The organism is Streptomyces sp. NPDC097981 (genome assembly GCF_040302565.1).
Lineage (GTDB): Bacteria > Actinomycetota > Actinomycetes > Streptomycetales > Streptomycetaceae > Streptomyces.
Genome location: NZ_JBEORW010000040.1, coordinates 25,863 through 50,038 on the forward strand (window position 1 = coordinate 25,863; position 24,176 = coordinate 50,038).

At 72.7% G+C, this 24,176-nt stretch carries 22 protein-coding genes; 13 read left to right on the plus strand and 9 right to left on the minus strand.

Annotation, left to right across the window (positions count from 1 at the left end):
• Positions 1-42: 42 nt before the first annotated feature.
• The 4 genes from ABTY04_RS30650 to ABTY04_RS30665 form a co-directional block, all read right to left on the minus strand.
• Positions 43-693 carry a putative DNA-mimic protein gene (locus ABTY04_RS30650; RefSeq protein ID WP_352216676.1) on the minus strand — a complete coding sequence of 217 codons (651 nt, stop codon included), beginning with the start codon at positions 691-693 and terminating at the stop codon, positions 43-45.
• 96 nt (positions 694-789) lie between these two features.
• Positions 790-3,288, minus strand: coding sequence for a glycosyltransferase (locus ABTY04_RS30655; protein WP_502996749.1), 2,499 nt, complete (start codon positions 3,286-3,288; stop codon positions 790-792).
• Positions 3,285-3,965, minus strand: a complete 681-nt coding sequence (locus ABTY04_RS30660; protein ID WP_352216677.1) for a GntR family transcriptional regulator — start codon at positions 3,963-3,965, stop codon at positions 3,285-3,287. The genes ABTY04_RS30655 and ABTY04_RS30660 overlap by 4 nt, the downstream gene beginning before the upstream one ends.
• 97 nt (positions 3,966-4,062) lie before the next feature.
• Complete coding sequence (locus ABTY04_RS30665) at positions 4,063-5,418, minus strand: aspartate aminotransferase family protein (RefSeq protein ID WP_352216678.1); 1,356 nt, start codon at positions 5,416-5,418, stop codon at positions 4,063-4,065.
• 156 nt (positions 5,419-5,574) lie between these two features.
• Between ABTY04_RS30665 and ABTY04_RS30670 the strand changes: the two genes are divergently transcribed.
• The 3 genes from ABTY04_RS30670 to ABTY04_RS30680 all read left to right on the plus strand — a co-directional run bounded on the left by ABTY04_RS30670 (position 5,575) and on the right by ABTY04_RS30680 (position 7,605).
• Positions 5,575-6,234, plus strand: coding sequence for a DJ-1/PfpI family protein (locus tag ABTY04_RS30670; RefSeq protein ID WP_352216679.1), 660 nt, complete (start codon positions 5,575-5,577; stop codon positions 6,232-6,234).
• Positions 6,227-6,811 carry a MarR family winged helix-turn-helix transcriptional regulator gene (locus tag ABTY04_RS30675; protein WP_352216680.1) on the plus strand — a complete coding sequence of 195 codons (585 nt, stop codon included), beginning with the start codon at positions 6,227-6,229 and terminating at the stop codon, positions 6,809-6,811. Before ABTY04_RS30670 ends, ABTY04_RS30675 begins: the two co-directional genes overlap by 8 nt.
• Before the next feature lie 131 nt (positions 6,812-6,942).
• Positions 6,943-7,605 carry a LysE family translocator gene (locus tag ABTY04_RS30680; protein ID WP_352216681.1) on the plus strand — a complete coding sequence of 221 codons (663 nt, stop codon included), beginning with the start codon at positions 6,943-6,945 and terminating at the stop codon, positions 7,603-7,605.
• 25 nt (positions 7,606-7,630) lie between these two features.
• Here ABTY04_RS30680 and ABTY04_RS30685 read toward each other — a convergent pair whose 3' ends face one another.
• Entirely contained in the window at positions 7,631-8,179 is a 549-nt protein-coding gene (locus ABTY04_RS30685; protein ID WP_352216682.1) for an HIT family protein, read from the minus strand.
• Positions 8,180-8,393: 214 nt separating this feature from the next.
• On the opposite strand from ABTY04_RS30685, the gene ABTY04_RS30690 reads away from it, so the two are divergent.
• The 7 genes from ABTY04_RS30690 (at position 8,394) to ABTY04_RS30720 (ending at position 16,223) form a co-directional block, all read left to right on the plus strand.
• Positions 8,394-9,419, plus strand: coding sequence for an alpha/beta hydrolase (locus tag ABTY04_RS30690; protein ID WP_352216683.1), 1,026 nt, complete (start codon positions 8,394-8,396; stop codon positions 9,417-9,419).
• Entirely contained in the window at positions 9,412-10,623 is a 1,212-nt protein-coding gene (locus ABTY04_RS30695; RefSeq protein WP_352216684.1) for an acyltransferase family protein, read from the plus strand. Before ABTY04_RS30690 ends, ABTY04_RS30695 begins: the two co-directional genes overlap by 8 nt.
• Complete coding sequence (locus tag ABTY04_RS30700; protein WP_352216685.1) at positions 10,616-11,947, plus strand: sensor histidine kinase; 1,332 nt, start codon at positions 10,616-10,618, stop codon at positions 11,945-11,947. Before ABTY04_RS30695 ends, ABTY04_RS30700 begins: the two co-directional genes overlap by 8 nt.
• 9 nt (positions 11,948-11,956) lie before the next feature.
• Positions 11,957-12,637 (plus strand): response regulator, encoded by a 681-nt coding sequence (locus ABTY04_RS30705; RefSeq protein ID WP_352216686.1) that lies wholly within the window; start codon positions 11,957-11,959, stop codon positions 12,635-12,637.
• Positions 12,638-12,724: 87 nt separating this feature from the next.
• Positions 12,725-14,068, plus strand: a complete 1,344-nt coding sequence (locus ABTY04_RS30710; RefSeq protein ID WP_352216687.1) for a sensor histidine kinase — start codon at positions 12,725-12,727, stop codon at positions 14,066-14,068.
• Positions 14,065-14,724 (plus strand): response regulator, encoded by a 660-nt coding sequence (locus ABTY04_RS30715; protein ID WP_352216688.1) that lies wholly within the window; start codon positions 14,065-14,067, stop codon positions 14,722-14,724. The genes ABTY04_RS30710 and ABTY04_RS30715 overlap by 4 nt, the downstream gene beginning before the upstream one ends.
• Before the next feature lie 302 nt (positions 14,725-15,026).
• Positions 15,027-16,223, plus strand: coding sequence for a cytochrome P450 (locus ABTY04_RS30720; RefSeq protein WP_352216689.1), 1,197 nt, complete (start codon positions 15,027-15,029; stop codon positions 16,221-16,223).
• 35 nt (positions 16,224-16,258) lie between these two features.
• Here the strand turns inward: ABTY04_RS30720 and ABTY04_RS30725 are convergent, their stop codons facing one another.
• Positions 16,259-17,842, minus strand: a complete 1,584-nt coding sequence (locus ABTY04_RS30725; protein ID WP_352216690.1) for an ABC transporter permease — start codon at positions 17,840-17,842, stop codon at positions 16,259-16,261.
• The gene (locus ABTY04_RS30730) at positions 17,839-18,768 is read right to left on the minus strand and encodes an ABC transporter ATP-binding protein (protein ID WP_352216691.1); all 930 of its coding nucleotides are present in this window, start codon (positions 18,766-18,768) and stop codon (positions 17,839-17,841) included. The genes ABTY04_RS30725 and ABTY04_RS30730 overlap by 4 nt, the downstream gene beginning before the upstream one ends.
• A gap of 75 nt (positions 18,769-18,843) precedes the next feature.
• Here ABTY04_RS30730 and ABTY04_RS30735 point away from each other — a divergent pair, with 75 nt between their 5' ends.
• The gene (locus ABTY04_RS30735) at positions 18,844-19,365 is read left to right on the plus strand and encodes a GbsR/MarR family transcriptional regulator (RefSeq protein ID WP_352216723.1); all 522 of its coding nucleotides are present in this window, start codon (positions 18,844-18,846) and stop codon (positions 19,363-19,365) included.
• Between the two features lie 139 nt (positions 19,366-19,504).
• Here ABTY04_RS30735 and ABTY04_RS30740 read toward each other — a convergent pair whose 3' ends face one another.
• The gene (locus tag ABTY04_RS30740; RefSeq protein ID WP_352216724.1) at positions 19,505-20,305 is read right to left on the minus strand and encodes a diacylglycerol kinase catalytic domain-containing protein; all 801 of its coding nucleotides are present in this window, start codon (positions 20,303-20,305) and stop codon (positions 19,505-19,507) included.
• Positions 20,306-20,489: 184 nt separating this feature from the next.
• On the opposite strand from ABTY04_RS30740, the gene ABTY04_RS30745 reads away from it, so the two are divergent.
• Together ABTY04_RS30745 and ABTY04_RS30750 are read left to right on the plus strand one after the other, a co-directional pair.
• Positions 20,490-21,773 (plus strand): adenylosuccinate synthase, encoded by a 1,284-nt coding sequence (locus tag ABTY04_RS30745; protein ID WP_352216692.1) that lies wholly within the window; start codon positions 20,490-20,492, stop codon positions 21,771-21,773.
• 267 nt (positions 21,774-22,040) lie between these two features.
• Positions 22,041-22,538: a DUF4232 domain-containing protein gene (locus ABTY04_RS30750; RefSeq protein ID WP_352216693.1), complete on the plus strand. Its 498-nt coding sequence runs from the start codon at positions 22,041-22,043 to the stop codon at positions 22,536-22,538.
• Between the two features lie 76 nt (positions 22,539-22,614).
• Here the strand turns inward: ABTY04_RS30750 and ABTY04_RS30755 are convergent, their stop codons facing one another.
• Positions 22,615-24,093, minus strand: a complete 1,479-nt coding sequence (locus ABTY04_RS30755; RefSeq protein ID WP_352216694.1) for a PKD domain-containing protein — start codon at positions 24,091-24,093, stop codon at positions 22,615-22,617.
• Positions 24,094-24,176 lie beyond the last annotated feature (83 nt).

The following is a 24,176-nucleotide window of genomic DNA, read 5'->3' on the forward strand; positions in this document are numbered from 1 at the left end:
TGGCCACGGCGGGCCGGCACCGGGCGAGGGCCGGGGCGGCGGTCAGCTGAAGATGATCATCGAGCCTTGGCCCAGGCTCCGTGTCGCGGCCGCATGCAGCCCCAGCCACACGTGCCGCTCCCGCGCGAACGGGCTCTCGTCGTACGGAATCGGCCCCGCCGGCTCCTCCAGCGACGTCGGCCGCCCCGGCGCGGCCGGCGCCACCGGCGGATTCCCCGGGTCGATCCCGATCGCCGGCGCCACCACCATCAGCTCGCGCAGCAGCCCCTGCGCCGACCCCAGCGGCCCGCCCCCTGCCAGCAGCTCCTCGTTCGCCAGCGGAGCCGCGAAATCCACCGGCACGTACGCCCCGGCGTGGTCGTAGTGCCACACCAGGTGCGACTGCTGCGCCGTCGGCTCGAACATCTCCAGCAGCTGCTCGTAGTCCCCGCCCAGTTCGTCCACCGGCGTCACCGGCAGCCCGCAGATCTGGAGCAGGTACGCCCGCCGCAGGAAGTGCAGGGCGTCGTAGTCGAAGCCGGCGACGGGGGCCACGTCCCCGCTCAGGCCCGGCATGTACGCGAACACGGGCACGGACGGCAGACCCGCCTCGCCCAGCGCTTTGTCGTACGAGGCGATCTCTTCCGCGAAGGGGTTGTCGGGGCTGTGGCACAGCACGTCGACAAGGGGGACCAGCCACAGGTCACAGGCCACGCGGGCTCCGATCAGTCGTTGGCGCCGATCCGGCCAGCGTAGTGCGCCGAACACCCTCCGCGAAGGGCTGCGCAGAACCTGTAGCGGAACCGCCTGCTACGGCTGTCCCGGGCCCACCCTCCAGACCCATACGTCCTGCACCTTCTCCGGCTGCCGGCCCAGCAGCTCGCTGAGCATGTCGCGCAGCTCCGCATCCCGGTCCTGGGACGGCAGTACGACAGCGCCCGCCTTCCAGAACTCCAGGTCCTGCCGGGCCTGCTCCCGCCACTGCGGGGTGATCTCCGGCGGCTGCGCCCCGTAGCGGACGTCGCGCAGGAGGTTCGAGAGGTGCCGCGGCGTCGCTCCGTAGATGCCGATCCGGTCGGGTCCCCACGGGCCGTTGAAGTAGCCGCCGGCCAGCCGGAAGCCGAAGTCCGCCTCGACCTGCCAGTGCAGTGCGTCCGCCTGGCCCGGGTCCGGCAGCGGTACCGGAACGAGCGCTTCGCCGTCCTTGACGTAGCCCTTCCACGAGCCCGAGGTGATGAACGCCGGCACCGGCGCCCGCTCCCGCACGGCCAGCGGCAGCGGCAGCACCGGGATCAGCGCGGCCGCCACCCCGAGCAGGCCGAGCGTGCGCAGCTCGCGCGCCCGGATCCGTACGATCCGGTCCAGCGCCAGCGCCAGCAGCACCCCCAGTACGGGGGCGCACACCATCGCCACACGCCCCTCGATCACCGACTCGAACAGCGGCAGCTTGACCACCAGCCGCCAGGGCCCCGGCAGCACGACGTCCGTGCGCGGAACCGGCACCCACGGGCCGAGGGACAGCAGCAGCGCCACGGCGCCGGTGATCGCGAGCGCGCGGACGGCCGTACGCCGCCACATCCACACGCACACGGCCGCGCCGAACGCCAGCAGGGGCCAGCCGTAGAAGGCGTTCTGCTCGGTGGTGTTCAGGGAGAGCCGGCCAGCCGTCTCCGCGTCGCCGAAGAGGGAGCGGGCGGCGTACTCGACCAGGGCGCGCGGGCTGTTCCCGGCATTGTCCCCGTGCAGCACCGAGTGGTAGCTCTGCGGTCCGAAGAACTGCCAGTACAGCGGGAAGGCCAGCAGCGGCAGGCAGACGGCGGCGGCGACCGCCAGGCCGCGGCCCAGCGGCCGCGCGGCGTCGAGGGCGCGCCGCCGGTCGACCAGCAGGTACGCGAGCGAGAAGACCATCATGCCGAGCGCGGCGATGAGCAGCGGCTCTTCGCCGAGGAAGATCTGGTACGTCGCGAACAGGCCGAGCAGGACGCCGTCGCGCACGACGTTCCTGCCCTCGCACAGCTGCAGGGCCCGGTCGATGATCAGCGGGATCATGAAGAGGACGACGAAGTTCGGGTGGCCGTTCGCGTGGGAGACCATCGGCGGCGCGAACGCTGCGAGCGCCCCGCCCGCGGCGGCGGCCCAGCGGCCGTGCACGAAGCGGCGGCGGATCAGCCAGTACCAGGTCCAGGCGCTCGCGGCCATGCCGAGGGTCAGGACCAGCGCGAACGTGACGGTCTCGCCGAACAGGAGCGTGACCGGGATCAGCGGGACGGTCAGGCCGAGCATCGTCGCGTTGGCCATCAGGTTCACGCCGTCGGGCATGCCCTGGGCCGTGGTGAAGAGCGGATTGCGCAGGTGGGTGATGTTGTCGGTGGCGACGCCGACGAACCACTCCCACTGGTTCTGGTCCTGGAGCGCGTCCTTCAGGTAGCGCCCGTCGAGGTCCGCCCACAGGCCGTGGAAAACGTACGCGGAGAGCGCGAGGAAGACGGCGGCGACGGCGAGGCCGCCTGCGTTCAGCCGGAACAGCTCCGCGAGCGCACGGCGCCGGTCGCCGGCGGTCCGCCGGGGCCTGGGCCGGGGCCGGGTGGTCTGCCGCGCGGTCCGGCGCACCGGTACCTCGGCCACGTGCCAGCCCCGGCGGCGCATCCAGCGCAGCACCTCGGCGTCGATGGCCGGCCCGTCGAGGACGGAGGCACCGAAGGCGGCCCGCGCCCGGTCCCCGTCGAAGAGGGCGAACCCGCAGGTGTCGGAGCGGAAGCCCGGTATCCCGGGGATGCCCAGGGCGCGGACCAGCCGGTTTCCCGACCGGCCGAGGGCGGCGGCCGCGGGCTCGCCGCCCTGGTCGAGGGCCTGCTCCAGCCGGTCCAGCTCGGCCGGCGGCGTCCTCAGCCCGGCGTCGGCGAGCAGGACCCGCCCACCGGCGGAGGCGAGCACTCCGGCGCGCAGCGCGGCGCCCCTGCCACGGTGGTGCTCGGAGCGGATCAGCCGGATCCGGGGCTCGTCGGCGGCCGCCGCCTCGACGAGGGAGGCGGTGGCGTCGGTGGAGGCGTCGTCGACGACGACGAGCTCCCAGTCGCCGGGGCCGCTGCCGAAGCGGGCGTCGAGGTGTGCGCGGAGGGCGTCGAGCGTCGGGCCGATCCGGTGCTCGTCCTCGTGGGCGGGGACGACGACGGAGAGCCCGACGGCGCCCAGCCAGGCCGGAGCCGCTTCGGTGGCGCCGGTCGCGGCCTGGCCGATGGCTGCCTGGCCTGTCGCTGCCTGGCCGGTGACTGCCTGGCCGGTCGCTCCTGTCGTGGCCCGGCCGGTCACGCGCCGACCGCCGTCAGACCCGCGGCCCAGTCCAGCCCGTGCTGGTTGTACGCGTGCACGAGGCTGCGCACCTCGTCGGCGTCGGCACGGGTCACGGCGTCGACCAGCTCGTTGTGGCCGGACCACAGCCCGGTGTGCAGATCCGGCGCCGCCTTCAGGTGCGGTACTGCGAAGACCCAGCACTGCACCCGGATCCGGTGCAGGAACTCCGAGATGTACGTGTTGCCGACCAGCCCGCTCAGCTCCCTCCAGAAGCGCAGGTCGTAGCCGATCAGCACTTCGAGCGAGCCGCTCTGCGCGGCCCGGCACGCCTCCTCGGCACGACGGCGCACCGACACCAGCATTTCGCCGGAGCCGGGCGCGACGCCGCGCTCGACGAGCCGCCGGAAGATCCCGTCCACTATGAGCGTACGGGCCTCGATCATCCCCCGGTAGTCGTCCACGGAGTAGACGCGCACGCGGAAGCCCCGGTGCTGGACCGATTCCAGCAGCCCCTGGGCCGCGAGGTCGACCAGTGCCTCGCGTACGGGGGTCGCGGAGACCTCGTACTGCTCGGCGATCTGCTTGACCGTGAACTCGGTGCCCGGTGGCAGGCGTCCCGCGAGCACCTCGTCGCGCAGCGCGTCCGCGATCTGCTGGCGAAGTGTGTTGCGGGTGACAGCGCCGCTGCCTGGCATAGGGGTCCGTCTCCTTAAGTGAACTCCGGACACCTTAGGCCAGGCAGCGAGGCTGAAACCGATCGAATACCGACCGGTTTCCGCGGAAGCCGCCGGGTCAGGCCGACGTGGTGTGCCGGTCGGCGACCGTCAGCGCCTCGTCCAGCAGGGCCAGCCCCTCCTTGGCCTCCGCCTCCGTGACGGTGCACGGAGGGACGACGTGCGTCCGGTTCATGTTGACGAACGGCCACAGGCCGGAGGCCTTGCAGGCCGCCGCGAATTCGGCCATCGGGGCGTTGTCGGCTCCGGACGCGTTGTACGGGACGAGCGGCTCGCGCGTCTCCTTGTCCCGTACGAGCTCCAGGGCCCAGAAGGCGCCGAGGCCGCGGACCTCGCCGACCGACGGGTGCCGCTCGGCGATGTCGGCGAGCGCCGGGCCGATCACGTTCTCGCCGAGGTGGGCGGCGTGCTCGACGACGCCTTCCTCCTCCATCGCGTTGATCGTCGCCACGGCGGCGGCGCAGGCCAGGGGGTGGCCGGAGTACGTCAGGCCGCCGGGGTAGGGGCGGGTGGCGAAGGTCTCGGCGATGGCGCCGGAGATGGCGACGCCGCCGAGCGGCACGTACCCGCTGTTCACGCCCTTGGCGAAGGTGATCAGGTCGGGGGTGACCCCCCAGTTCTCGGCGGCGAACCACTTGCCGGTCCGCCCGAAGCCGGACATGACCTCGTCGAGGACGAAGACGATGCCGTGGCGGTCGCAGAGCTCGCGCACGCCCGCGAGGTAGCCCGCCGGCGGGGTCATGATCCCGGCAGTGCCGGGCACGCTCTCCAGGATGATCGCGGCGATGGTCGCCGGCCCTTCGAAGGCGATGGTGTCCGCGAGGTGCGCGAGGGCGCGCTCGCACTCCTCGGCCTCGGTGGTGGCGTGGAACGCCGAGCGGTAGAGGAACGGGCCCCAGAAGTGCACGACGCCGGCGGCGGCCGTGTCGGAGGGCCAGCGGCGCGGGTCGCCGGTCAGGTTGATCGCGGCGGCGGTGGCCCCGTGGTACGAGCGGTAGGCCGAGAGCACCTTCGGGCGGCCGGTGTGCAGCCGGGCCATCCGTACGGCGTTCTCGACGGCCTCGGCGCCGCCGTTGGTGAAGAAGACCTTGTCCAGGTCGCCCGGGGTGCGCTCGGCGATGAGGCGTGCGGCCTCGGAGCGGACGTCGACGGCGAAGCCGGGCGCGAGGGTGCAGAGCCGGGCGGCCTGCTCCTGGATCGCGGCGACGACCTTGGGGTGCTGGTGGCCGATGTTGGTGTTCACCAGCTGGGAGGAGAAGTCGAGGTAGCGGTTGCCGTCGTAGTCCCAGAAGTACGACCCCTCGGCCCCGGCGACGGCGAGCGGGTCGATCAGGGCCTGGGCGGACCAGGAGTGGAAGACGTGGGCGCGGTCGGCGGCCTTGACGGCCGCGCCGGTGGCGACGTGAGGGGTCATGCGGTCACGCTAAAAGTGCGCAGCCGCGAAGGGATATCGGCGGAATGTCTGCGGGTGGGGGCCGGGTCTCGGCAGTCTGTCTGCACACCGGGCAGTGATTGACAGCACACTGCCGTCATGACAGCCTGCTGTCATGACGATGGAGGAGGCGACGACATGACCACCGCACCCACCGCTCTCCCTGCTCCCGCCACCCCCGCGAACCGGCCGGTCCACCTCGCGGTCTACGACACGTACGCGGACTGGGAGACCGGGCACACCACCGCCCACCTGACCGGCCGCGGCCACCGGGTCCGTACGGTCGGCTTCGCCGCCGGACGGCCGGTCACCACCATGGGCGGCGTCCGCATCCAGCCCGACCTGGCCCTCGCGGACCTCTCGCCCGAGGACTCCTCCCTCCTCATCCTGACCGGCGCCTCCCTCTGGGACTCCGGCGACGAGCTGGCCCCCTTCGCCGCGAAGGCGCGGGAGTTCCTGGCGGCCGGGGTCCCGGTCGCGGCGATCTGCGGCGCCACGGCCGGCCTTGCCCGCCAAGGGCTGCTCGACGCCCGCGCCCACACCAGCGCGGCCTCCGGCTACCTGGCGCAGCAGCCGGGCTACGCGGGTGCCGGACGCTACGTCGAGGCCGACGCGGTCACGGACGGCGACCTGATCACGGCGGGCCCGACGGAGCCGGTGGCCTTCGCCCGGGAGGTCTTCGCCCGGCTGGACGTCTACGAGCCGGATGTCCTGGACGCCTGGTACCGCCTCTTCCACGACTCGGACGCGAGCGCGTTCCCCGTCCTGATGGCCGCTTCGGAGCGCGGCGATGCCTGAACCCCTGCCCGGGCCCGGCCCGGAGCGCGTGACCGGTCCTGCGCCCGGTCCCCGGCCGGAGGCCGCGCCGGAGCCGCTGCCCGAGCGGCTGCCCGAGCCGCTCTCCGTACGGGCCCGGCAGGACCTGCTGAGCCGGACCGCGCTCGGGGTGTTCGGGCTGAACGGCCGGTTCCTCGCGGTCTCGGAGGAGCTGGCCAGGCCCGCCGGGCTGACCGCGGCCCGGTGGCAGGTCCTGGGCGCGGTGCTCCGGGAGCCCCTGCCGGTGGCGGGCATCGCCAGGGTCATGGGCATCACCCGGCAGAGCGTCCAGCGGATCGCCGACCTGCTGGCCGCCAAGGGCCTCGCGGAGTACGTCCCGAACCCGGCCCATCGCCGCGCGAAACTGCTCCGCCCGACGGAAGAGGGCCGCGCCGCAATCGCCCGCATCACCCCGGACCACGCCGCCCTGGCCGGCCGCCTGGCGGAAGAACTGGGCGAGCCGGCCTTCGCGGAAACGGTCCGGGTCCTGGAACGCCTCGCGGCGGCCCTGGACACCCTGGCGGCGCTCTCCACCCTGTCCGGGCCCGGGGACGCGTGAGGGCGGCGGCGCCCGCGAGTACCGGACCGGCCCCGGTCAGGACCCGGCCAGGACCCGGCCCCCGGCCGGCGCGGACCTCATCGAACCGCTCGCCGGCCCGGTGCGCACCCCCTGGTGGCAGACTGAGCGGCGTGTTCACCCAACTGCTCGCCGCGACCGGCGTCCTGGCGCTGCTCACCCTCGTCCCCGGCCCCGACATGGCCGTCGTGACGAAGCGGGCCGTCTCCCGCGGCCGCGCCGACGGGCTGCGCACCGTCGGCAGGATCGTCGTCGGGCTCCTCCTGTGGGGCGTCCTCACCGTCGCCGGGCTGGCCGCGCTGCTCGCCGCCTCGGCCGAGGTGTACCTGGCGGTGAAGCTCGCGGGCGCCGCGTACCTCTGCTTCCTCGGGGTCCAGTCTCTGCGGCGGCCCGGCGCGGAGCCGTCCGGCACGGAGCGGCCCGGCACGGAGCGGCCCCGCACGGAGCCGTCCGGCACGGAGCCGTCCGCCGTGCGTGGCCCGACGGGCAGCGCCTGGCGGACGGGCCTGGCCGGCAACGCCCTCAACCCCAAGATCGCCGTCTTCTACACCGGCATGCTGCCCGCCCTCGCCCCGTCCGGCCTGCGCCCGGCCACCGGCATGGCGCTGCTCGTCCTGATCCACCTCGCCCTCACGGCGGCCTGGCTCGGCACGTACGTGTACGTCCTCTCACGCGCCCGGCACTTCTTCGCCCGGCCGCGCGTCCGCCGCACCCTGGACCGGGCGACGGGCGTGGTCCTGATCGGCTTCGGCATCCGCGTGGCGACGACGCCGTAGCCGGCCGTGGCACTCGGGGAGGACGTCAGGCCCGGGCCAGCCGGTCCAGCTCTTCCCCGATGGCGACGCGCAGCCCGTCGTGGCGGGCCCCCAGCTCGTACCGGCTGCCCCTCCAGTACTCCTCCTGCTCGTACAGCCACACCGGCATCCGGACCATGTCGGCCGGCTCCCAGTCGTAGCGCGGCCAGATGTGGGCGTGGAGGTACGGGTCGGTGTTGCCCAGGATCTCGATGTTCACCCGGCGGAAGGCCGGGTCGAGCCGGCGGCAGGCCAGCTCGACGGCCTCGGCGAGCCGCTCCATGTCGCCCAGGTACGCCGCCCTGCGCGCCCGGGGCAGGTCCGAGAGCCGGGTCACCGACGGGTCGTCGGTCAGCAGCACCGCGTACCCGGGGAGGAACTGCCGGTCCCCGATGACGGCGAATCCCTGGTCGAGGCGGCGCAGGACGGTCGGGTTCTCGCCCCGGTGCGCGCTGCCTATGCGGTCGTTGCGCCAGTCGCCGCCGTGACTGCCGCTGTGGGTACGGGTGTTGTGGCTGTCGCTGCTGTTGCTGGTGTCGCTGCTGCTGCGGGTCATCCCGGGACCCTAGTCGACCGCCTCGGGGAGTCCTCCCGGGGGACCGTTGCTCTCTCCGTCCGTGGCTCTCAGGTTCCCCCTGTCATACCTGAGAGCCATCCGCAAAGGCCGCTCCCCAGCGGGACGCCGACGATGCCCCTCGATTCCTAACTTCAAGACCAGAGATGACGCGAGCTCAGCCCCTCTGGATCGAGCGAAGGAAACGGGACCCGCCATGACCCGCACCGCAGGAAGCAGCGCAGGCCCCACCGCAGGAGACACCGGCGGTCGCCCCGAAGGCCGCCGTGCCGGCCGCCCCGGCGGCCGTCTGCGCCGCACCCTGCTGGCCGGTCTCGTCGCGGCGGCCGTCGTGCTCCCCGTGTCCGCCGCCGCCTCTCCCGATGTCCCCGCCCCCGCACCGGCCGCGTTCGCCGAACACACCGCGCTCCCGGCCCGGTACGCCGCCAACCTCTCCGGCCTCGCCGAGGCGGCCCGCATGGCGCAGGACGCCGGCCGCACCGGCCGCGCGGCGAAGCTGCGCGCCATGGAGGCGGACGGGACGGCCCGGTTCCTCGCCTTCGACGGCCGCGGCCGGGGACGGGCCGTCGAAGTGCTGGGCGATCTGGAGTCCGCCGACCGGGTTGCCGTCCTGGTGCCCGGTTCCGACACCACGCTGGACACCTACCAGAGGTTCCGCACCGGGGCGGTCGCCCTGCATCAGCGCCTCCAGGCCGAGCACCCGCGCTCCGCCGTGGTCGCCTGGCTCGGGTACGACACCCCCGGCACGGTCAGCACGACCGTCCTGACCGCGGACCGGGCGGACGCGGCCGCCGCCGAACTGGGCCCGTTCCTCGACCACTTGGGGCAGGCCGCCGCGCCGGGCGCCCGGATCTCGCTGCTGTGCCACTCGTACGGGTCGGTGGTCTGCGCCCGGACCGGCACCGGCCCCCAGGTCTCCGACATGGCCCTGTTCGGCAGTCCGGGCACGGGCGCCGGCTCTGCCGCCGAGCTGCCGACCGGCGCCCGGGTCTGGGCCGGGCGGGGCGGGTCCGACTGGATCGGCGGTGTCCCCCATGTCCGCCTCGGCGGGGTCGGCTTCGGCGCCGACCCCGTCGACCCGGCCTTCGGGGCCCGGCCCTTCGACGCCGGCCCCGGCGGGCACAGCGACTACCTCAAGCCCGGCACCGCGTCCCTCGACAGCCTGGCCCGCATCGCACTGGCCGCCCCGGCACCCACCACCCCGGAGGTCCCCCATGCGTAAGCTCTGCGCCCGCTGGTCCGTCCTCGCGGACCGCATCGACGCCGGCACACCCGCCGACCGCGACCGGACCGTGGACGTGCTGCGGGCCTTCGCCATCCTCGGAGTGGTGCTGGGCCACTGGCTGGTGACCGCTCTGACCCGCAGCGACGGGGGCCTGAGCACCACCAGTCCGCTCGCCCGTCTGCCCTGGCTGGCGCCGGTGTCCTGGGTGTTCCAGACGCTGGCCGTGTTCTTCCTGGTCGGCGGTCATGTCGCCGCCCGCGGCCACGCCTCGGCGCGGGAGCGCGGGATCCCGTACGGGGTATGGGTCGGGCAGCGGCTGTCCCGGCTGTTCCGGCCGGTCACCGCGGTGCTCGTCCTCTGGAGCGTGGCGGCGGGCGGGATGCTGCTCGGCGGGGCCGAGCTCAGCACTGTCCGGACACTGGTCAAACTGGTCCTCTCCCCCCTGTGGTTCGTTCTCGTCTTCGCCGTGCTCACCGCCGCCACCCCGCTCGTGGCACGGCTCAGCCCGCTGTGGCCACTGGCCGTGGTGGCGGGCGTGGACGTGTGGCGGTTCGGCTTCGGCGGGCCCGAGTGGATCGGCTGGGTCAACGTGGCCGCCGGCTGGCTCGTCCCCTACACCCTGGGCGCCGCCTGGTCCCGCGGGGCGTTCGCCCGGCGCACCCGGTCCGCGCTGCTGCTGGGCGGCGGCGCGGCCGCCACCGTCGGGCTCCTTCTGTGGGGCGGGTACCCGGCGTCCATGGTCGGTGTCCCCGGGGCCCCGATATCGAACCTGAACCCGCCGACGCTGGCCGCCGTCGCCTTCGGCCTGGCCCAGTGCAGGCTGGCCCTGCTGCTGCGCGGGCCGCTGGACCGCGCCATGCGGCGGCAGCGGGCCTGGGCCGCGGTCGCGCTGATGAACCTGTCCGCCATGACGATCTTCCTGTGGCACCAGACCGCGATGATGGCCGTCACGGCCCTCGGGCTGCTGGCCCCCGCCGATCTGCCCGGGCTGCACACCGTGCCCGACTCCGCGCAGTGGATGGCCGCCCGGCTGCTGTGGCTGCCGGTCTTCGCCGCCGCGCTGGGCGTCTGCTGGGCTGCGTTCCATACGTACGAGCAGGCCGGGCGGCCGAAGCGGAGTGGTACCTCCCGGACGATCGCGGTCTCCCTCCCGCGGTCCCGCCCCCTGGGGGCACCCGACAAGGTGATCAGTCATGCCTAGGCTGGACGGCGTGAACGAGCCGCGCGAACTGCCCACCGCAGCCCCGGACTCCGGCGGGGCCACCGCGGCCCGGGGCCGGCTTCTGCGCACCCTGGCCCTCGACCTGCTCACCATCGAGCGGGACCCGCTGCCCAGGATGTCCCGGCCGCGCTGGCTGGCCTGGCTGCCGCACGTCGTGGTCGGCTACGTCTCCGTCTTCTTCGGCTTCCTCACCACGGAACAGCTGGCCGACCACTACCAGGTCACCGGCGGTCCAGCACTCGTGGCGGCGCTCCTGACCGGCACCTCCATCATGCTCGCGATGTTCCGGCCGATCGCCGGCTGGTGGATCGGCCTGCTGGCCGGCGGGCTGAGCGCCTGGCTGATCCACACCCACGTCGGCGCGGGACAGACCTGGCCGTGGACCGCCGGAGGGCTGATCGCCCTCGCACCGGTGCTGCTGCTGGTCGCCCTGCGCGTACCGCCCCGGGTGACCGTCACGGTCGTCGGCGTCAGCGTCGCCCTCACCGGGCTGGCAGAGGTGTTCTGGAAGCCCGAGCACGGTCAGAGCACCGTGCTCCCGGCGCTCCTCCTCTACGGCTTCGCGGGCTTGCTGGGGTACGCCCTGCGCGCCACCCGCCTGGCCCGCGGCAAGCTCGTCGAGCAGGAGACGCTCACCGAGGAGGAGCGGGCGCAGCGCACCCTGCTGGAGGAGCGCAACCGCATCGCCCGCGAGCTGCACGACGTCGTCGCCCACCACATGTCGGTGATCTCCATCCAGGCGCAGGTCGCCCCGCACCTGGTGGAGAACCCGTCCGAGGAGCTCAAGGAGAACCTGGCGGGCATCCGGGAGAACGCGCTGGAGGCCCTGACGGAGCTGCGCCGGGTGCTGGGCGTGCTGCGCTCCGAGCTGCCGGACGATCCGGCGAACCCGCACCATCCGCAGCCCACCCTCGCCGAACTGGACGGCCTCGTGGACAACGTGCGCAGCGCCGGGCTGGCCGTCACCACCGAGATCGCGGGCGTCCGGCGGCCGCTCACCCCGGGCGTCGAGCTCACCGCGTACCGGATCGTGCAGGAGGCGCTGAGCAACTGCCTGCGCCACGCGCCCGGTTCGCGGGTGGAGGTCGGCATCGCGTACGGGCCGCGCGAGCTGCACCTGTGCATCGCCAACAGCGCCCCGACCCGGCCGGCTCCGCCCTCGCACGGCGCCGGGCACGGCCTGCTGGGGATGCGGGAGCGGGCGGGCATGCTGGGGGGCGAGCTCGCCGCCGGCCCGCGCCCCGGCGGCGGGTACGAGGTGAGCGCCGTGCTCCCCATGGATCCCGAGACGAAGAAGGACTGACGAGGACGCATGAGCACTTCCGCCGAACCGATCAAGGTGATGATCGCCGACGACCAGATGATGGTCCGGCAGGGTTTCACCGTCCTCCTCAACGCCCAGCCCGACATAGAGGTCGTCGGCCAGGCCGTGGACGGCGCCGACGCGGTGGCAAAGGTCGCCGAACTCGGCCCTGACGTGGTCCTGATGGACATCCGCATGCCCGGGATGGGCGGCATCGAGGCCACCTCCGTCATCACCGCCGCCCCGGACGCCACCGTCAAGGTGCTGGTGCTGACCACCTTCGACCTCGACGAGTACGTGTACGAGGCATTGCGCGCCGGGGCCTCCGGGTTCCTGCTGAAGGACGCCTCGGCCGACCAGCTCGCGGAGGCGGTCCGCGTGGTGGCGGCCGGCGAGGCGCTGCTCTCGCCGAACATCACCAAGCGGCTGATCACCGAGTTCTCCCGGATGGGGGCGCCGCGGGCGCCCTCGAAGGCGCGGATCGACGAACTGACGGAGCGGGAGACCGAGGTGCTGTCGCTGATCGCGCAGGGCCTGTCCAACGCGGAGATCGCGGCGCACCTGGTCGTGGCCGAGCAGACCGTGAAGACCCATGTGGGGCGGATCCTGGTGAAGCTGGGCCTGCGGGACCGCACCCAGGCCGCGGTGTTCGCGTACGAGACGGGTCTGGTCCGTCCGACGGGCTACTGAAGGCCGCGGGTAGTACCTGAGGGGGATGCCGGGATATCCCCTTCGGCGGCGACGCGGAAGAGGGGACGGGCGGCCTACGGTGTGGGCATGACCGAGACGACCTCTGGGGCGACCCCCCGGACACCCGAGTTCCGGATGGCCACCGGCCTGTTCCTGAGCCTGCGCCAGGATCTGATCACGGATGCGTTCGCGTACCGGCCGCTGCCGCCGATGCGCACCGACGGGCCGGTGGTGCGGCGGCTCCCGAAGCGGATACGGCCGCACATGGCCTACCTGCCGCATGCGGTCGTGGGATTCCTGGCGTTCTTCGTGGTGATGCTCACCTCGACCAGCAGCGGCGAGTTCGTCGCGCCGCTCAGCTCGCTCGTGATGGGGCTGGTCGCGGCCACCCCGGTGCTGATGACCCTGGTGCGGCCGGTGGGTGCGTTCTGGGCGGCGGTGGCCGCCACCGGGGTGCTCGCGGTGGTCGGCTCGCGTGTGAACGACGTGTGGCCCTGGTCGCCGGGTGCCTTCTTCTCCTACCTGGTCACGGCGACCGTCGCCGCGATGCGGATGCGGCCCCGGGCGGCGGGCTGGATATGGCTGGTCACCCTGGCGGGCGGGATCGTGCTTCCCGTCGTGCTCGACCGGGGCGAGCCGGTGGACGTGGCGCCGATGGCCTTCGTCCTGGCGGTCTCCTTGCTGGTGGTCACGGTCCGCAACATCCGCAAGGAGGCAGCGCAGGAGGTCAGCGCGCAGCAGGAGGTCACGGCAGTCGAGCGGGACAGGCGGACGCTGCTGGAGGAGCGGACGACGATCGCGCGGGAGCTGCACGACGTGGTGGCCCACCACATGTCGGTGGTTGCGATCCAGGCGGAGGCCGCCCCGTACCGGGTGAAGAATCCGCCGCCGGAGCTGGAGGCGGCGTTCGCCACCATCCGGGAGAACGCGGTGGCGGCGCTGACGGAACTGCGCCGGGTGCTGGGTGTGGTGCGCTCCGCGGACTACGAGGCGCCGGATGCCCCGCAGCCGACGCTGGCCTCGCTGGACGGGCTGCTGGCCAATGTGCGGGACGCCGGGCTGAGCGTGGACAAGACGGTCACGGGTGCGGTGCGGGAGCTTCCGCAGGGCGTCGAGCTGTCGGCGTACCGGATCATCCAGGAGGCGCTCAGCAACACGCTGCGCCATGCTCCGGGGGCGGCGGCCTCGGTCGAGGTCTCATACGTCCTGGGCGGGTTGGGCATACGGGTGGTCAATGCGGCGGCGATCGGTGACGTGCGGCCGTCGCCGGGCGCCGGGCACGGGATCACCGGCATGCGGGAGCGGGTGGCCATGCTGGAGGGGGAGATGACGGCGGGGAAGACCGCGACGGGCGGGTACGAGGTGGCGGTGTTCATACCGGCGCGCGGGCGTCAGGACGGCGCGCAGGAGCCGGCGCAGGGGACGGCATGACGATCAAGGTTCTGATCGTCGACGACCAGATGATGGTCCGGGAGGGCTTCTCCGTCCTGCTGAACGCGATGGACGGCATCGAGGTGGTCGGCGAGGCGGTGGACGGGCGCGAGGCCATCGAACGGGTTGCGGCGCTGCGGCCGGACGTGGTGCTGATGGACATCCGGATGCCGGTGATGAACGGGCTGGAGGCGACGCGGGAGATCGTGGCCTCGGACGCGGATGCGAAAGTGCTGGTCCTGACGACCTTCGACCTCGACGAGTACGTGTACCAGGCCCTGCGGGCCGGGGCCTCCGGGTTCCTGCTCAAGGACGCCTCGGCCCGGCAGCTGGCGGACGGGGTGCGGGTGGTGGCCGCCGGCGAGGCGTTGCTGGCGCCCTCGGTCACCAAGCGGCTGATCCTGGAGTTCTCAAAGATCTCCACCCCGCAGAGGGTCGCCGACCCGGCCGGGGTCGGCGAGCTGACGGAGCGGGAGACGGAGGTGCTGGTGCTGATCGCGCAGGGACTGTCCAACGCGGAGATAGCGGACCGGCTCATCGTCGCGGAGTCCACGATCAAGACGCACGTGAGCCGGATCCTGGTGAAGCTGGGCCTGCGAGACCGCACCCAGGCCGCGGTCTTCGCGTACGAGACCCGGCTGGTGACTCCGGGGTAGCCGGCGCCGTGCCGGTCCGCGGGGGTCAGTGCGGGGAGCCGACGTCGGACGAACCCGGCACGAGGTAGCGGCCGCCCCTGCCGCGTTCGCCACGCCCGCCGGAAGCTTCGGCGGCCGGCCCGGCAGGCGCAGGCCAGGGTGCGCGCTGTCGAACTCGTACGGACCATCAGGGTTTCCTTCTGCGACAGGCTGCGGGGTTTCGCCCGTTTCATCGGGATCTCGGCGTCGCCGGGCATCCGGTACAAGCAAGCGACATGGCGTCGAGTCACGCCCTTGCCCGGGATACGTCCTAGGCTTCGGGGATGGGCTTTGATCCGTGGGATGCCGCGTTCGTCGCCGATCCGTACCCCGCCTACCGGGAGCTGCGCGAGCAGGGTCGCGCCCTGTGGTGGGAGGCCACCGGGCAGTGGCTGGTGCCGCACTACGCCGACGTGAGCGCACTGCTGCGCGACCGCCGGCTGGGCCGGACCTACCTGCACCGCTTCTCGCACGAGGAGTTCGGCCGCGAGGCCCCGCCCCCGGAGCACGAACCCTTCCACGTCCTCAACGGGAACGGCCTGCTGGACCTGGAGGATCCCGCCCACGCACGCGTACGGCGGCTGGTGTCCAAGGCGTTCACCCCGCGGACCGTGGAGCAGCTCGCGCCCGCCGTTGAACGGCTCGCCCGGGACCTGGTCGGACAGCTCCTCGCCGACGGGGGCGGGGACCTGCTCACCGTCGTCGCCGAGCCCCTGCCCGTGGCGGTGATCGCCGAGCTGCTCGGGGTGCCCGAGGCGGACCGGGCGCTGCTGCGGCCCTGGTCCGCGGACATCTGCGGGATGTTCGAGCTCCGGCCGGACGAGGAGACCGCGCAGCGGGCGGTACGCGCGAGCGTGGAGTTCAGCGCCTATCTGCGCGAGCTGATCGCCGAGCGGCGCAAGGAGCCCGGCGAGGATTTGATCTCCGGTCTGATCGCCGCCCACGATGAGGAGGGCCGGCTCAGCGAGCAGGAGATGATCTCCACCTGCGTGCTCCTGCTGAACGCCGGCCACGAGGCCACGGTGAACACCACCGTCAACGGCTGGTGGACCCTCTTCCGCCACCCCGAGCAGCTCGCCTCGCTCGATCTCGAAAAGTTGTCCACAGCTGTGGATGAACTCATGCGCTACGACACCCCTCTCCAGATGTTCGAGCGCTGGGTTCTCGACGACATCCGGATCGGCGACACGGTCATCCCGCGCGGAGCCGAGGTCGCGCTGCTCTTCGGGTCCGCGAACCGGGACCCCGCCCGCTTCGAGCAGCCCGACGTCCTGGACCTCGTACGGGCCGACAATCCGCACCTGAGCTTCGGAGCCGGGATCCACTACTGCCTGGGCGCTCCGCTCGCCCGGCGGGAGCTGACCGCCTCGTTCGGCGCTCTGCTGGCGGACGGCGTCCCGCCGTTGAAGCTCGTACGGGAGCCCCGGTGGCGGGAGGGGTACGTCATCCGCGGTCTGGACGAACTCCTCGTGGAGTTCTAGCCGGGGCCTTGGCCGGAGCCCGGCCCGGCGGGGTCCTAGGCGAACAGGTCCCGGCGGCGCAGTGCGGTCAGGCCGGCCGCCAGCAGGGCCGCCGCCAGCGCGGTCAGCACCAGCAGCGGACCCCAGGCCAGGGCCTGCGCTCCCGGCAGCTTGGGCAGGTGGGCGAAGGGCGAGAGGTCCAGGACGGCCTGCGGGAGGTTCAGCGCCGGGCCGATCCAGCCCAGCACCAGTGCGCTCCCGGCCACCGCCCAGGCGCCCGCCGCGTACCGCGGGGCCGCACCGTGCAGGAAGGCCGCGAAGGCGCCGATCACCCAGACCGCCGGGAGCTGTGCCAGGCAGGCGCCGATGGCGGCGGCTGTGTTCTGGAGGCCTCGGCCGTGCCCGACGCCGAGGCCGAGCCCCGCCAGCAGCAGGATCAGTGCCGAGCCGCCGAACGCCACCGCCAGGTGGCCGCCGGCCCACCGCAGCCGGCCCACCGCGTTCGCGAGCAGCGGTTCGGCGCGCTGCCCCGACTCCTCGGCGCTCAGCCGCAGTACCGCCGAGACGATGTACAGGGCGGCGACCATGCCGAGCATCCCGGCCATCGTCGCGAGGAAGGCATCGGCGATACCGCTCTGCCCGCCCATCCGCTCGATGATCTCGCGGGTCCGTTCGTTGTCGCCGACCAGCTGCGTGGCCCCGTCCGTCATGCCGCCGAAGACCAGCCCGGCCGCCAGGAACCCGAGACTCCACCCGAGCAGGCCGCCCCGCTGGAGCCGCCAGGCCAGCGCTCCCGCGCTGCCGAGCCGGCCTTCCGCCGGGCCCGGCCGGGCCGGCAGGAAGCTCATGCCGAGGTCACGGCGGCCGGCCAGCGCGTACGCCGCCGCCACCTGCACCGCCACGGCCGCCGCGAACAGGGCGAACACCCACCAGCGTTCGGTCGCGAAGGCCCGTACGTGCTCCAGCCAACCCAGCGGCGACACCCAGGTCAGCACGCTCGAACCCCCGGCGCTCCCGGCGTCGCCGGCAGCGCGCAGCACGAACGCCGCGCCGATCAGCGCACCCGCGAGCCCCTTGGCGAGGCGCGCGCTCTCCGTGAGCTGCGCCGCGATGGCGGCCAGGGCCGCGAACAGCATCCCGGTGGCGCCGATGCCCGCCCCGAGGGCCAGCGCACCGCCCGCGCCGCGCCCGGCGAGTCCGCCCGTCACCAGGAGCGCGGTCAGCACATTGGCCGCCAGGGCCGCCAGCAGCGCTGCCGTCAGCGGCGCCCGGCGCCCCACCATCGCGGCGGAGAGCAGCTCCTGACGGCCCGTCTCCTCCTCCTCGCGGGTGTGCCGGACCACGATGACCACGCTCATGATCCCGGCGAGCACCCCGGCGAAGACCCCGCCCCGCCATGCGGTCAGGGCGCCGGTCGAATCGCCGAACACCGGCCCGTACACGGCGCGCAGCGAGCCGTTGGTGTTCATCGTGGCGAGCAGCCGGGCCCGTTCGGCGGCCGTCCCGTACACCGACTCCAGCGAGGCGGGCAGGCTCAGCACCAGCATCGCCACGGCCGCGATCCAGACCGGCATCATCACGCGGTCGCGGCGGAGCGCGAGCCGCAGCAGCGAACCGGTGCCGGCCAGTCGGTTCCTCATCGCGACACGCCCGCCTTCGCGTTCCCGTTCCCGTTCACGTTCGCGTCGTCCGCATAGTGGCGCAGGAAGAGCTCTTCGAGGGTGGGCGGGGTCGCGGCCAGCGACCGCACACCGGACGCGGCGAGCGAGCGCAGTACGGCGTCGAGCTTGTCCGTGTCGGCCTGGAGGCGGATCTTCAGCCCCTGCACCTCCACGTCGTACACGCCCGGCAGGTGCGCGATGCCGTTGGGCGGGCCCGCGAGCTCGGCGCTGATCGACGTACGGGTCAGGTGCCGCAGCCCGGCCAGCGTGCCCGTCTCCACCGTGCGGCCCTTGCGGATGATGCTGACCCGGTCGCAGAGGGCCTCGACCTCGCTGAGGATGTGCGAGCTGAGGAGGACGGTCCGCCCGGCGGCGCGCGCCTCGGCGACACAGCCCCGGAAGACCTCCTCCATCAGCGGGTCCAGCCCGGAAGTGGGCTCGTCGAGGATGAGGAGCTCGGCCTCGGAGGCGAAGGCGGCCACGAGCGCGACCTTCTGCCGGTTGCCCTTGGAGTACGTACGGCCCTTCTTGGCGGGGTCCAGTTCGAACCGCTCGATCAGCTCGGCCCGCCGGGCCCGGTCCAGGCCTCCGCGGAGCCGCCCGTAGAGGTCGATGACCTCGCCGCCGGAGAGGTTGCGCCACAGGGTGACGTCGCCCGGAACGTAGGCGATGCGGCGGTGCAGCTCCACGGCGTCGGCCCAGGGGTCGCCGCCGAGCAGCTCGGCGGTTCCGGAGTCGGCGCACAGCAGGCCCAGCAGCACCCTGATGGTGGTGGACTTGCCGGCGCCGTTGGGGCCGAGGAAGCCGTGGACCTCTCCGACGGCGACCGAGAGGTCGAGTCCGTCCAGTGCGCAGGTGCGGCCGAACGCCTTGTGGAGTCCGGCGACAGCGATTGCCTTCGTCATGTTTCTGAACGTACGCGACTTTCATAAACTTGTGAAGATGGGGAATCGCGTAAAGTCAGGAGGGTGGCGGACGACATGGATGTACAGGACGTACGGAGCGGGGAAGCGGTCTCCCGCTTCGTTGAGCGGTTCGCCGCGCAGCTCACCGAGGCCGGGATGCAGCGGATGGCCGCGCGCGTCTTCGCCCGGCTGCTCGCGAGCGACAGCGGCTCGATGACCTCGGCGGAGCTGAGCGAGGCCCTGCAGATCAGCCCGGCGGCGGTGTCCGGCGCGGTGGCGTACCTGACGCAGGTGACCATGGTCGGCCGGGAGCGGGAGCCGGGCTCGCGCCGGGACCGGTACGTGCTGCACAACGAGCTCTGGTACGAGACGTTCACCCGGCGGGACCAGGTCCTGACACTGTTCGAGAAGACCCTGCGCGACGGCGCGGCCGGCCTCGGCGCGGACACCCCGGCGGGAGCGCGGATGGCGGAGACGGCGGCGTTCTTCGAGTTCCTGCAGGGCGAGATGCACGGAATGATGGACCGCTGGCGAGCCCACCGGGCGAGCCTGGACCTCCCGCTCCGCCAGAACGCGTCTCAGGGCAGGAACGCGTAGAACGGGGTCAGGCGCGAGATCCCGGACCACGACGCGCCAGGGCGACGAGGGCTCGTCGGGAACGCGGAGGAAGAGCACGCGGCGACGTCCCGCCGAGGCGCCGCGAGGTCCGGCCCGCTCGGCGCCGCCGGCGGCGGCGTCAGCGCGGCAGGGTCAGGGACCAGGCCGCCGGGCGCAGCGTCCAGGTGCGGCGGCGGACCGGGCCCGTCACCGCGGCGTCCGCCCGGTAGCGGAAGTCCGAGCCCGACACCGTGACCGTCACCGCCCGCGCCCGGATGCCCGGACCGCCGGCCGCCCGGACCGACACCTCCGCCAGGCCGTCCGGCCCCGGCACCACCCGGAGGTCGTGCACCGGCCGGTCCACGTCCACCAGGACCTGCCCGTCCGCCTCCACCCGCAGCAGGTGCCCCACCGGAGCTCCCGACGGGACCAGCGTGCGGACCAGCGAGCGGTACGCACTCCACACCGACGGCCCCGACGGCCTCGGCACCGCCCGGAGGGGTGGAATGCGCAGATCCCCCAGCACCACCCCGTCGCTGTCGTCCACCAGCAGGTCCCGCGTCCGTACGGACCCGTCCAGCACCGACCGCGCCGCCGCCACCGCGGACATGGGAACGCCCAGCGCCCGTGCCAGCCCCAGCGACCCCACCTGCCCCACGGGAATCAGCGAAACGGCCCCGTCCCCCAGCCCCCGCTCCCGGTGCAGCAGCCCCACGGCCCGTACCAGCGCACGGTCGTCGCCCACGATCACCGGCTGCCGATGACCCCGGCGGGCAAGGGCCCGCGCAAACTCCTCCTGCGAATCCGGGAGGCAGATTTTCGCCGCAGCTCCCGCTGACAGAACATCCTTCGCGATCCGCACGGACTCGCCGTCAAGACGGCGGGCGACCGGGTCGACGAGCACGAGCAGGCCGCCTACCGGCGCGCCCGCATGGCTCATGGTGGGCTCTGGAGCCGACACCTCGGTCCTTCCTCGGGTAGCATCTTTGTGCAAGAGGCCCTTGCGCTATTGCGCCAGGGCCTTCGTCTATTCCGGGGTACCGGTCCGACGGCTCAGCCTGCGGTGTACATCGTCGTACGCCCCCTGACCTTGGACATGCCCCATCCGGAAGAGGTGTACGCCTGTGCCCGCTCTTGTGCTGCTCGGAGCTCAGTGGGGTGACGAGGGCAAGGGAAAGGCCACCGACCTGCTCGGTGGTTCCGTTGATTATGTGGTGCGCTACCAGGGTGGCAACAACGCCGGCCACACGGTCGTCGTAGGCGACCAGAAGTACGCACTGCACCTTCTCCCTTCCGGCATCCTCTCCCCCGGATGCACCCCGGTCATCGGCAACGGCGTCGTCGTCGACCCGGCCGTCCTGCTCTCCGAGCTGCGCGGCCTGAACGAGCGCGGCATCGACACCTCCAAGCTGCTCATCAGCGGCAACGCGCACCTGATCACGCCGTACAACGTCACCCTCGACAAGGTCGGCGAGCGCTTCCTCGGCAAGCGCAAGATCGGCACCACCGGCCGCGGCATCGGCCCGACCTACGCGGACAAGATCAACCGCATCGGCATCCGCGTCCAGGACCTGTACGACGAGTCGATCCTCACCCAGAAGGTCGAGGCGGCGCTCGAAGGCAAGAACCAGCTGCTCGCCAAGCTCTACAACCGCCGTGCCATCGAGGCCGCCGCGATCGTGGAGGAGATGCTCCAGTACGCGGAGCAGATCAAGCCGTACGTCGCCGACACCACCCTGATCCTCAACAACGCGCTCGACGAGGACAAGGTCGTGCTGTTCGAAGGCGGCCAGGGCACCCTGCTCGACGTCGACCACGGCACGTACCCCTTCGTCACCTCCTCGAACCCGACCGCGGGCGGCGCCTGCACCGGCACCGGTGTGGGCCCGACGAAGATCAGCCGTGTCATCGGCATCCTCAAGGCCTACACGACCCGCGTCGGCGCCGGCCCGTTCCCGACCGAGCTGTTCGACCAGGACGGCGAGGACCTGCGCCGCATCGGTGGCGAGCGCGGTGTCACCACCGGCCGTGACCGCCGCTGCGGCTGGTTCGACGCGCCGATCGCCCGCTACGCGACCCGCGTGAACGGTCTGACGGACTTCTTCCTCACCAAGCTGGACGTGCTGACCGGCTGGGAGGAGATCCCGGTCTGCGTCGCGTACGAGATCGACGGCAAGCGCGTCGAGGAGCTCCCGTACTCGCAGACGGACTTCCACCACGCGAAGCCGATCTACGAAAACCTCCCCGGCTGGTCCGAGGACATCACCAAGGCCAAGACGTTCTCGGACCTCCCGAAGAACGCCCAGGCGTATGTGAAGGCCCTTGAGGAGATGTCGGGCGCCCCGATCTCCGCCATCGGCGTCGGCCCCGGCCGTACCGAGACGATCGAGATCAACTCGTTCCTGTAGCGGGACCGTGGAGGGGCGGTGCGCCGTGTGGCGCACCGCCCCTCCGGCGTGTCCGCCGCCGAAGGGCCGCAAGAGTCCCTGGCCGGTAGAATGGTGCCATCAGGCCCGCGCTGTTCAGGCGGGGGAGCGCACCGCCAAGTCGGGCCTCCGCGAGGGCGCGAGCGCCTCTCCCGCAGCCGGCACGCGCACCCGCAGACATCGAGCCACTCGCGTGGACGCCGTCGCGCCGGTAGCGGGCAATCCCCTCAGCTGGCACAGGAGTTTGCCATGAGCAACGTCCTGCCCCGGGCGGCGGCCCTTGCTGCCGCAGCCCTCCTGGCAACCACCGGCGCCTCCCTGGGCGCCACCCAGGCGTCGGCCCTGCCGATGGCCCCGACCTGCCGTGTGGCCGACCTGGACCTGGCCGTCGGGGAGCCGGACCGCGCCGGCGGGTCGGTCGAGTACCCGATCCTGTTCACCAACACCACAGGCCACACCTGCACGTTGCGCGGATACCCGGGGGTCAGCGTCACGGATGCCCGGCACCGCCAGATCGGCACCTCCGCGATCCGCACCGGCGAGGCGATCAGCACGGTGTTCGTCTTCCCCGACGACACGGTGACCGCCATCATGCGCACCAACAGCCGCTGGGGGGCGCCGAACTGCCGCCAGACGTCGGCCAACGTCAAGGTCTACCCGCCGAACAGCAGCGTGGCCGAGGAGATCCCCTACGACCTGCGGGTGTGCGGAATGTTCGAGATAAGCCCGGTGGAAGGTCCGGACTGAGCGCCGACCGTACGGCTGCGCCGAGGGGGCGGTGCGCCATGCGGCGCACCGCCTCTTTTCGCTGCCCGTCGTCGTATCAGTCGCTCTCGTAGAAGCCGAGGCAGTCGACGACCAGGTCGACGTCCTCCCAGCCCTGGTTCCAGAAGTCGACGACGCTGTCCTTGCCCCCGGACGTCTGGACCAGGTTCGGGACGCTCGTGCCCGCCGTCCAGTTCAGGGCGGAGGCGACCGGACGCGGCGGCTTGACCGCGACGCCCATGGCGTAATCGTTCGGGTCGGGGGCGATAGACAGGAAGCCCGCGCCCTTGGTGTTGGTGACGGTGGCGTTCAGCACCCAGCCGTCGACCGGACCAGGTGAAAGAAACTGAAGTGGCAGTGCGAGGTAGTCGCGGGCCGCAATCGGCCCCCTCTCGCGGTATCCGCTTTTCTCACGGGTGTCGAGCACCCGGTACGGCTCCGCAAGGGGCCGGAAGGCGGCCCGGCTGTCCGGGCTGTAGTAGCCGACGACATCGGTGACGACATCGGCCGCGCTCCAGCTGCCGTTGCGGATGGTGATCTTCCCGTCGGGGCCGACCGGCACGATCACGGAGTTGGCGACCGTCTGACCAGCGGCGAAGTTCACGCTGGAGGTGGACGGCGCCGCCTGCCCGCTCGGGTACGCGGTCAGGTGGCCGGCCTCCTGCGGGTTGGCGACCGTCAGGTTGAGCGCCACCGCGGTAACGCCCTTCGGCACACCGTGGCGCTCGGCGATGTCGACCTCGAAGCTGCCGTAGCCGGGGACCTGGCCCTTCGCCGTACCGAGACCCTCCCGGGTGTCGACGGCGCGGACCGGGGTCAGCGAGGTGTAGCCGCTGGCGGCCGACTCGGTGAAGTAGCCGGTGACATCCGCGATCAGGTCGACGGGCGCCCAGCCGCCGTTGAACATCTGCACGTGCCCGTCCTGGACCGGGACGATCACCAGGTTCGGAACGGTCTGGCCTGCAACGTAGTTGAGGTTCGACGTCAAGGACCCGATGTGTTCCCTGCCCGGCTGGACGGCGACGTGGCCCGCGTCGGTGGCATTGGTGACGGTGACGTTGAGGGCCACGGCGACGACGTCAGCGGGGATCTGCGCGGCGCCGCCGACCTTCAGGGCCACCGAGCTGCGCCCCCCGACCTTGGCCTTGGCCGCGCCGAGGCCAGAGCGGGTGTCCAGCAGCCGGGTGGGCGCGTGCGGGGTGAACTCGGTACCGGCCGGGGCGGCCTTGATCTCCTTCACGGCCGTGATGTCGTGCGCGGTGTCCTTCACCGTGACCGTGACGGTATGCGAGCCCACCTCGGCGTACGAGTGGCGGGTGTTGCGCCGGCCGGAACCGGCGGCGGTGGCCTTGTCCGTGGTGCCGTCGCCCCAGGCGATGGTGACGTCGAGCGCGGTGGCGACGCTGGAGATGTCGTACGACAGGATGATGCCGTGCGCGCTGGCCGCGCGGGCGTTCAGCGCGATGGCCAGGTCCGGGTTCCCCGCCGCGGGCGCGGCGAGCGCCGTCGCGGGGAAGAGACCGACACCGGCTGCCACGAGGGCAGCGGAAACTACGAGTCGGCGATTGTGCACCGGCCCCCCATTTTTCTGTGAAGAGTGTCGAGTCGAAACGGCCGCGG

Excerpts from the sequence above, each read along its gene's own strand:
- ABTY04_RS30725 (WP_352216690.1), bottom strand. The coding sequence starts at position 17,842 with ATGAGGAACCGACTGGCCGGCACCGGTTCGCTGCTGCGGCTCGCGCTC.
- ABTY04_RS30720 (WP_352216689.1), top strand. The coding sequence starts at position 15,027 with ATGGGCTTTGATCCGTGGGATGCCGCGTTCGTCGCCGATCCGTACCCC.
- ABTY04_RS30700 (WP_352216685.1), top strand. The coding sequence starts at position 10,616 with ATGCCTAGGCTGGACGGCGTGAACGAGCCGCGCGAACTGCCCACCGCA.
- ABTY04_RS30705 (WP_352216686.1), top strand. The coding sequence starts at position 11,957 with ATGAGCACTTCCGCCGAACCGATCAAGGTGATGATCGCCGACGACCAG.
- ABTY04_RS30740 (WP_352216724.1), bottom strand. The coding sequence starts at position 20,305 with ATGAGCCATGCGGGCGCGCCGGTAGGCGGCCTGCTCGTGCTCGTCGAC.
- ABTY04_RS30670 (WP_352216679.1), top strand. The coding sequence starts at position 5,575 with ATGACCACCGCACCCACCGCTCTCCCTGCTCCCGCCACCCCCGCGAAC.
- ABTY04_RS30685 (WP_352216682.1), bottom strand. The coding sequence starts at position 8,179 with ATGACCCGCAGCAGCAGCGACACCAGCAACAGCAGCGACAGCCACAAC.
- ABTY04_RS30735 (WP_352216723.1), top strand. The coding sequence starts at position 18,844 with ATGGATGTACAGGACGTACGGAGCGGGGAAGCGGTCTCCCGCTTCGTT.
- ABTY04_RS30690 (WP_352216683.1), top strand. The coding sequence starts at position 8,394 with ATGACCCGCACCGCAGGAAGCAGCGCAGGCCCCACCGCAGGAGACACC.
- ABTY04_RS30660 (WP_352216677.1), bottom strand. The coding sequence starts at position 3,965 with ATGCCAGGCAGCGGCGCTGTCACCCGCAACACACTTCGCCAGCAGATC.
- ABTY04_RS30710 (WP_352216687.1), top strand. The coding sequence starts at position 12,725 with ATGACCGAGACGACCTCTGGGGCGACCCCCCGGACACCCGAGTTCCGG.
- ABTY04_RS30730 (WP_352216691.1), bottom strand. The coding sequence starts at position 18,768 with ATGACGAAGGCAATCGCTGTCGCCGGACTCCACAAGGCGTTCGGCCGC.
- ABTY04_RS30695 (WP_352216684.1), top strand. The coding sequence starts at position 9,412 with ATGCGTAAGCTCTGCGCCCGCTGGTCCGTCCTCGCGGACCGCATCGAC.
- ABTY04_RS30750 (WP_352216693.1), top strand. The coding sequence starts at position 22,041 with ATGAGCAACGTCCTGCCCCGGGCGGCGGCCCTTGCTGCCGCAGCCCTC.
- ABTY04_RS30675 (WP_352216680.1), top strand. The coding sequence starts at position 6,227 with ATGCCTGAACCCCTGCCCGGGCCCGGCCCGGAGCGCGTGACCGGTCCT.
- ABTY04_RS30665 (WP_352216678.1), bottom strand. The coding sequence starts at position 5,418 with ATGACCCCTCACGTCGCCACCGGCGCGGCCGTCAAGGCCGCCGACCGC.
- ABTY04_RS30715 (WP_352216688.1), top strand. The coding sequence starts at position 14,065 with ATGACGATCAAGGTTCTGATCGTCGACGACCAGATGATGGTCCGGGAG.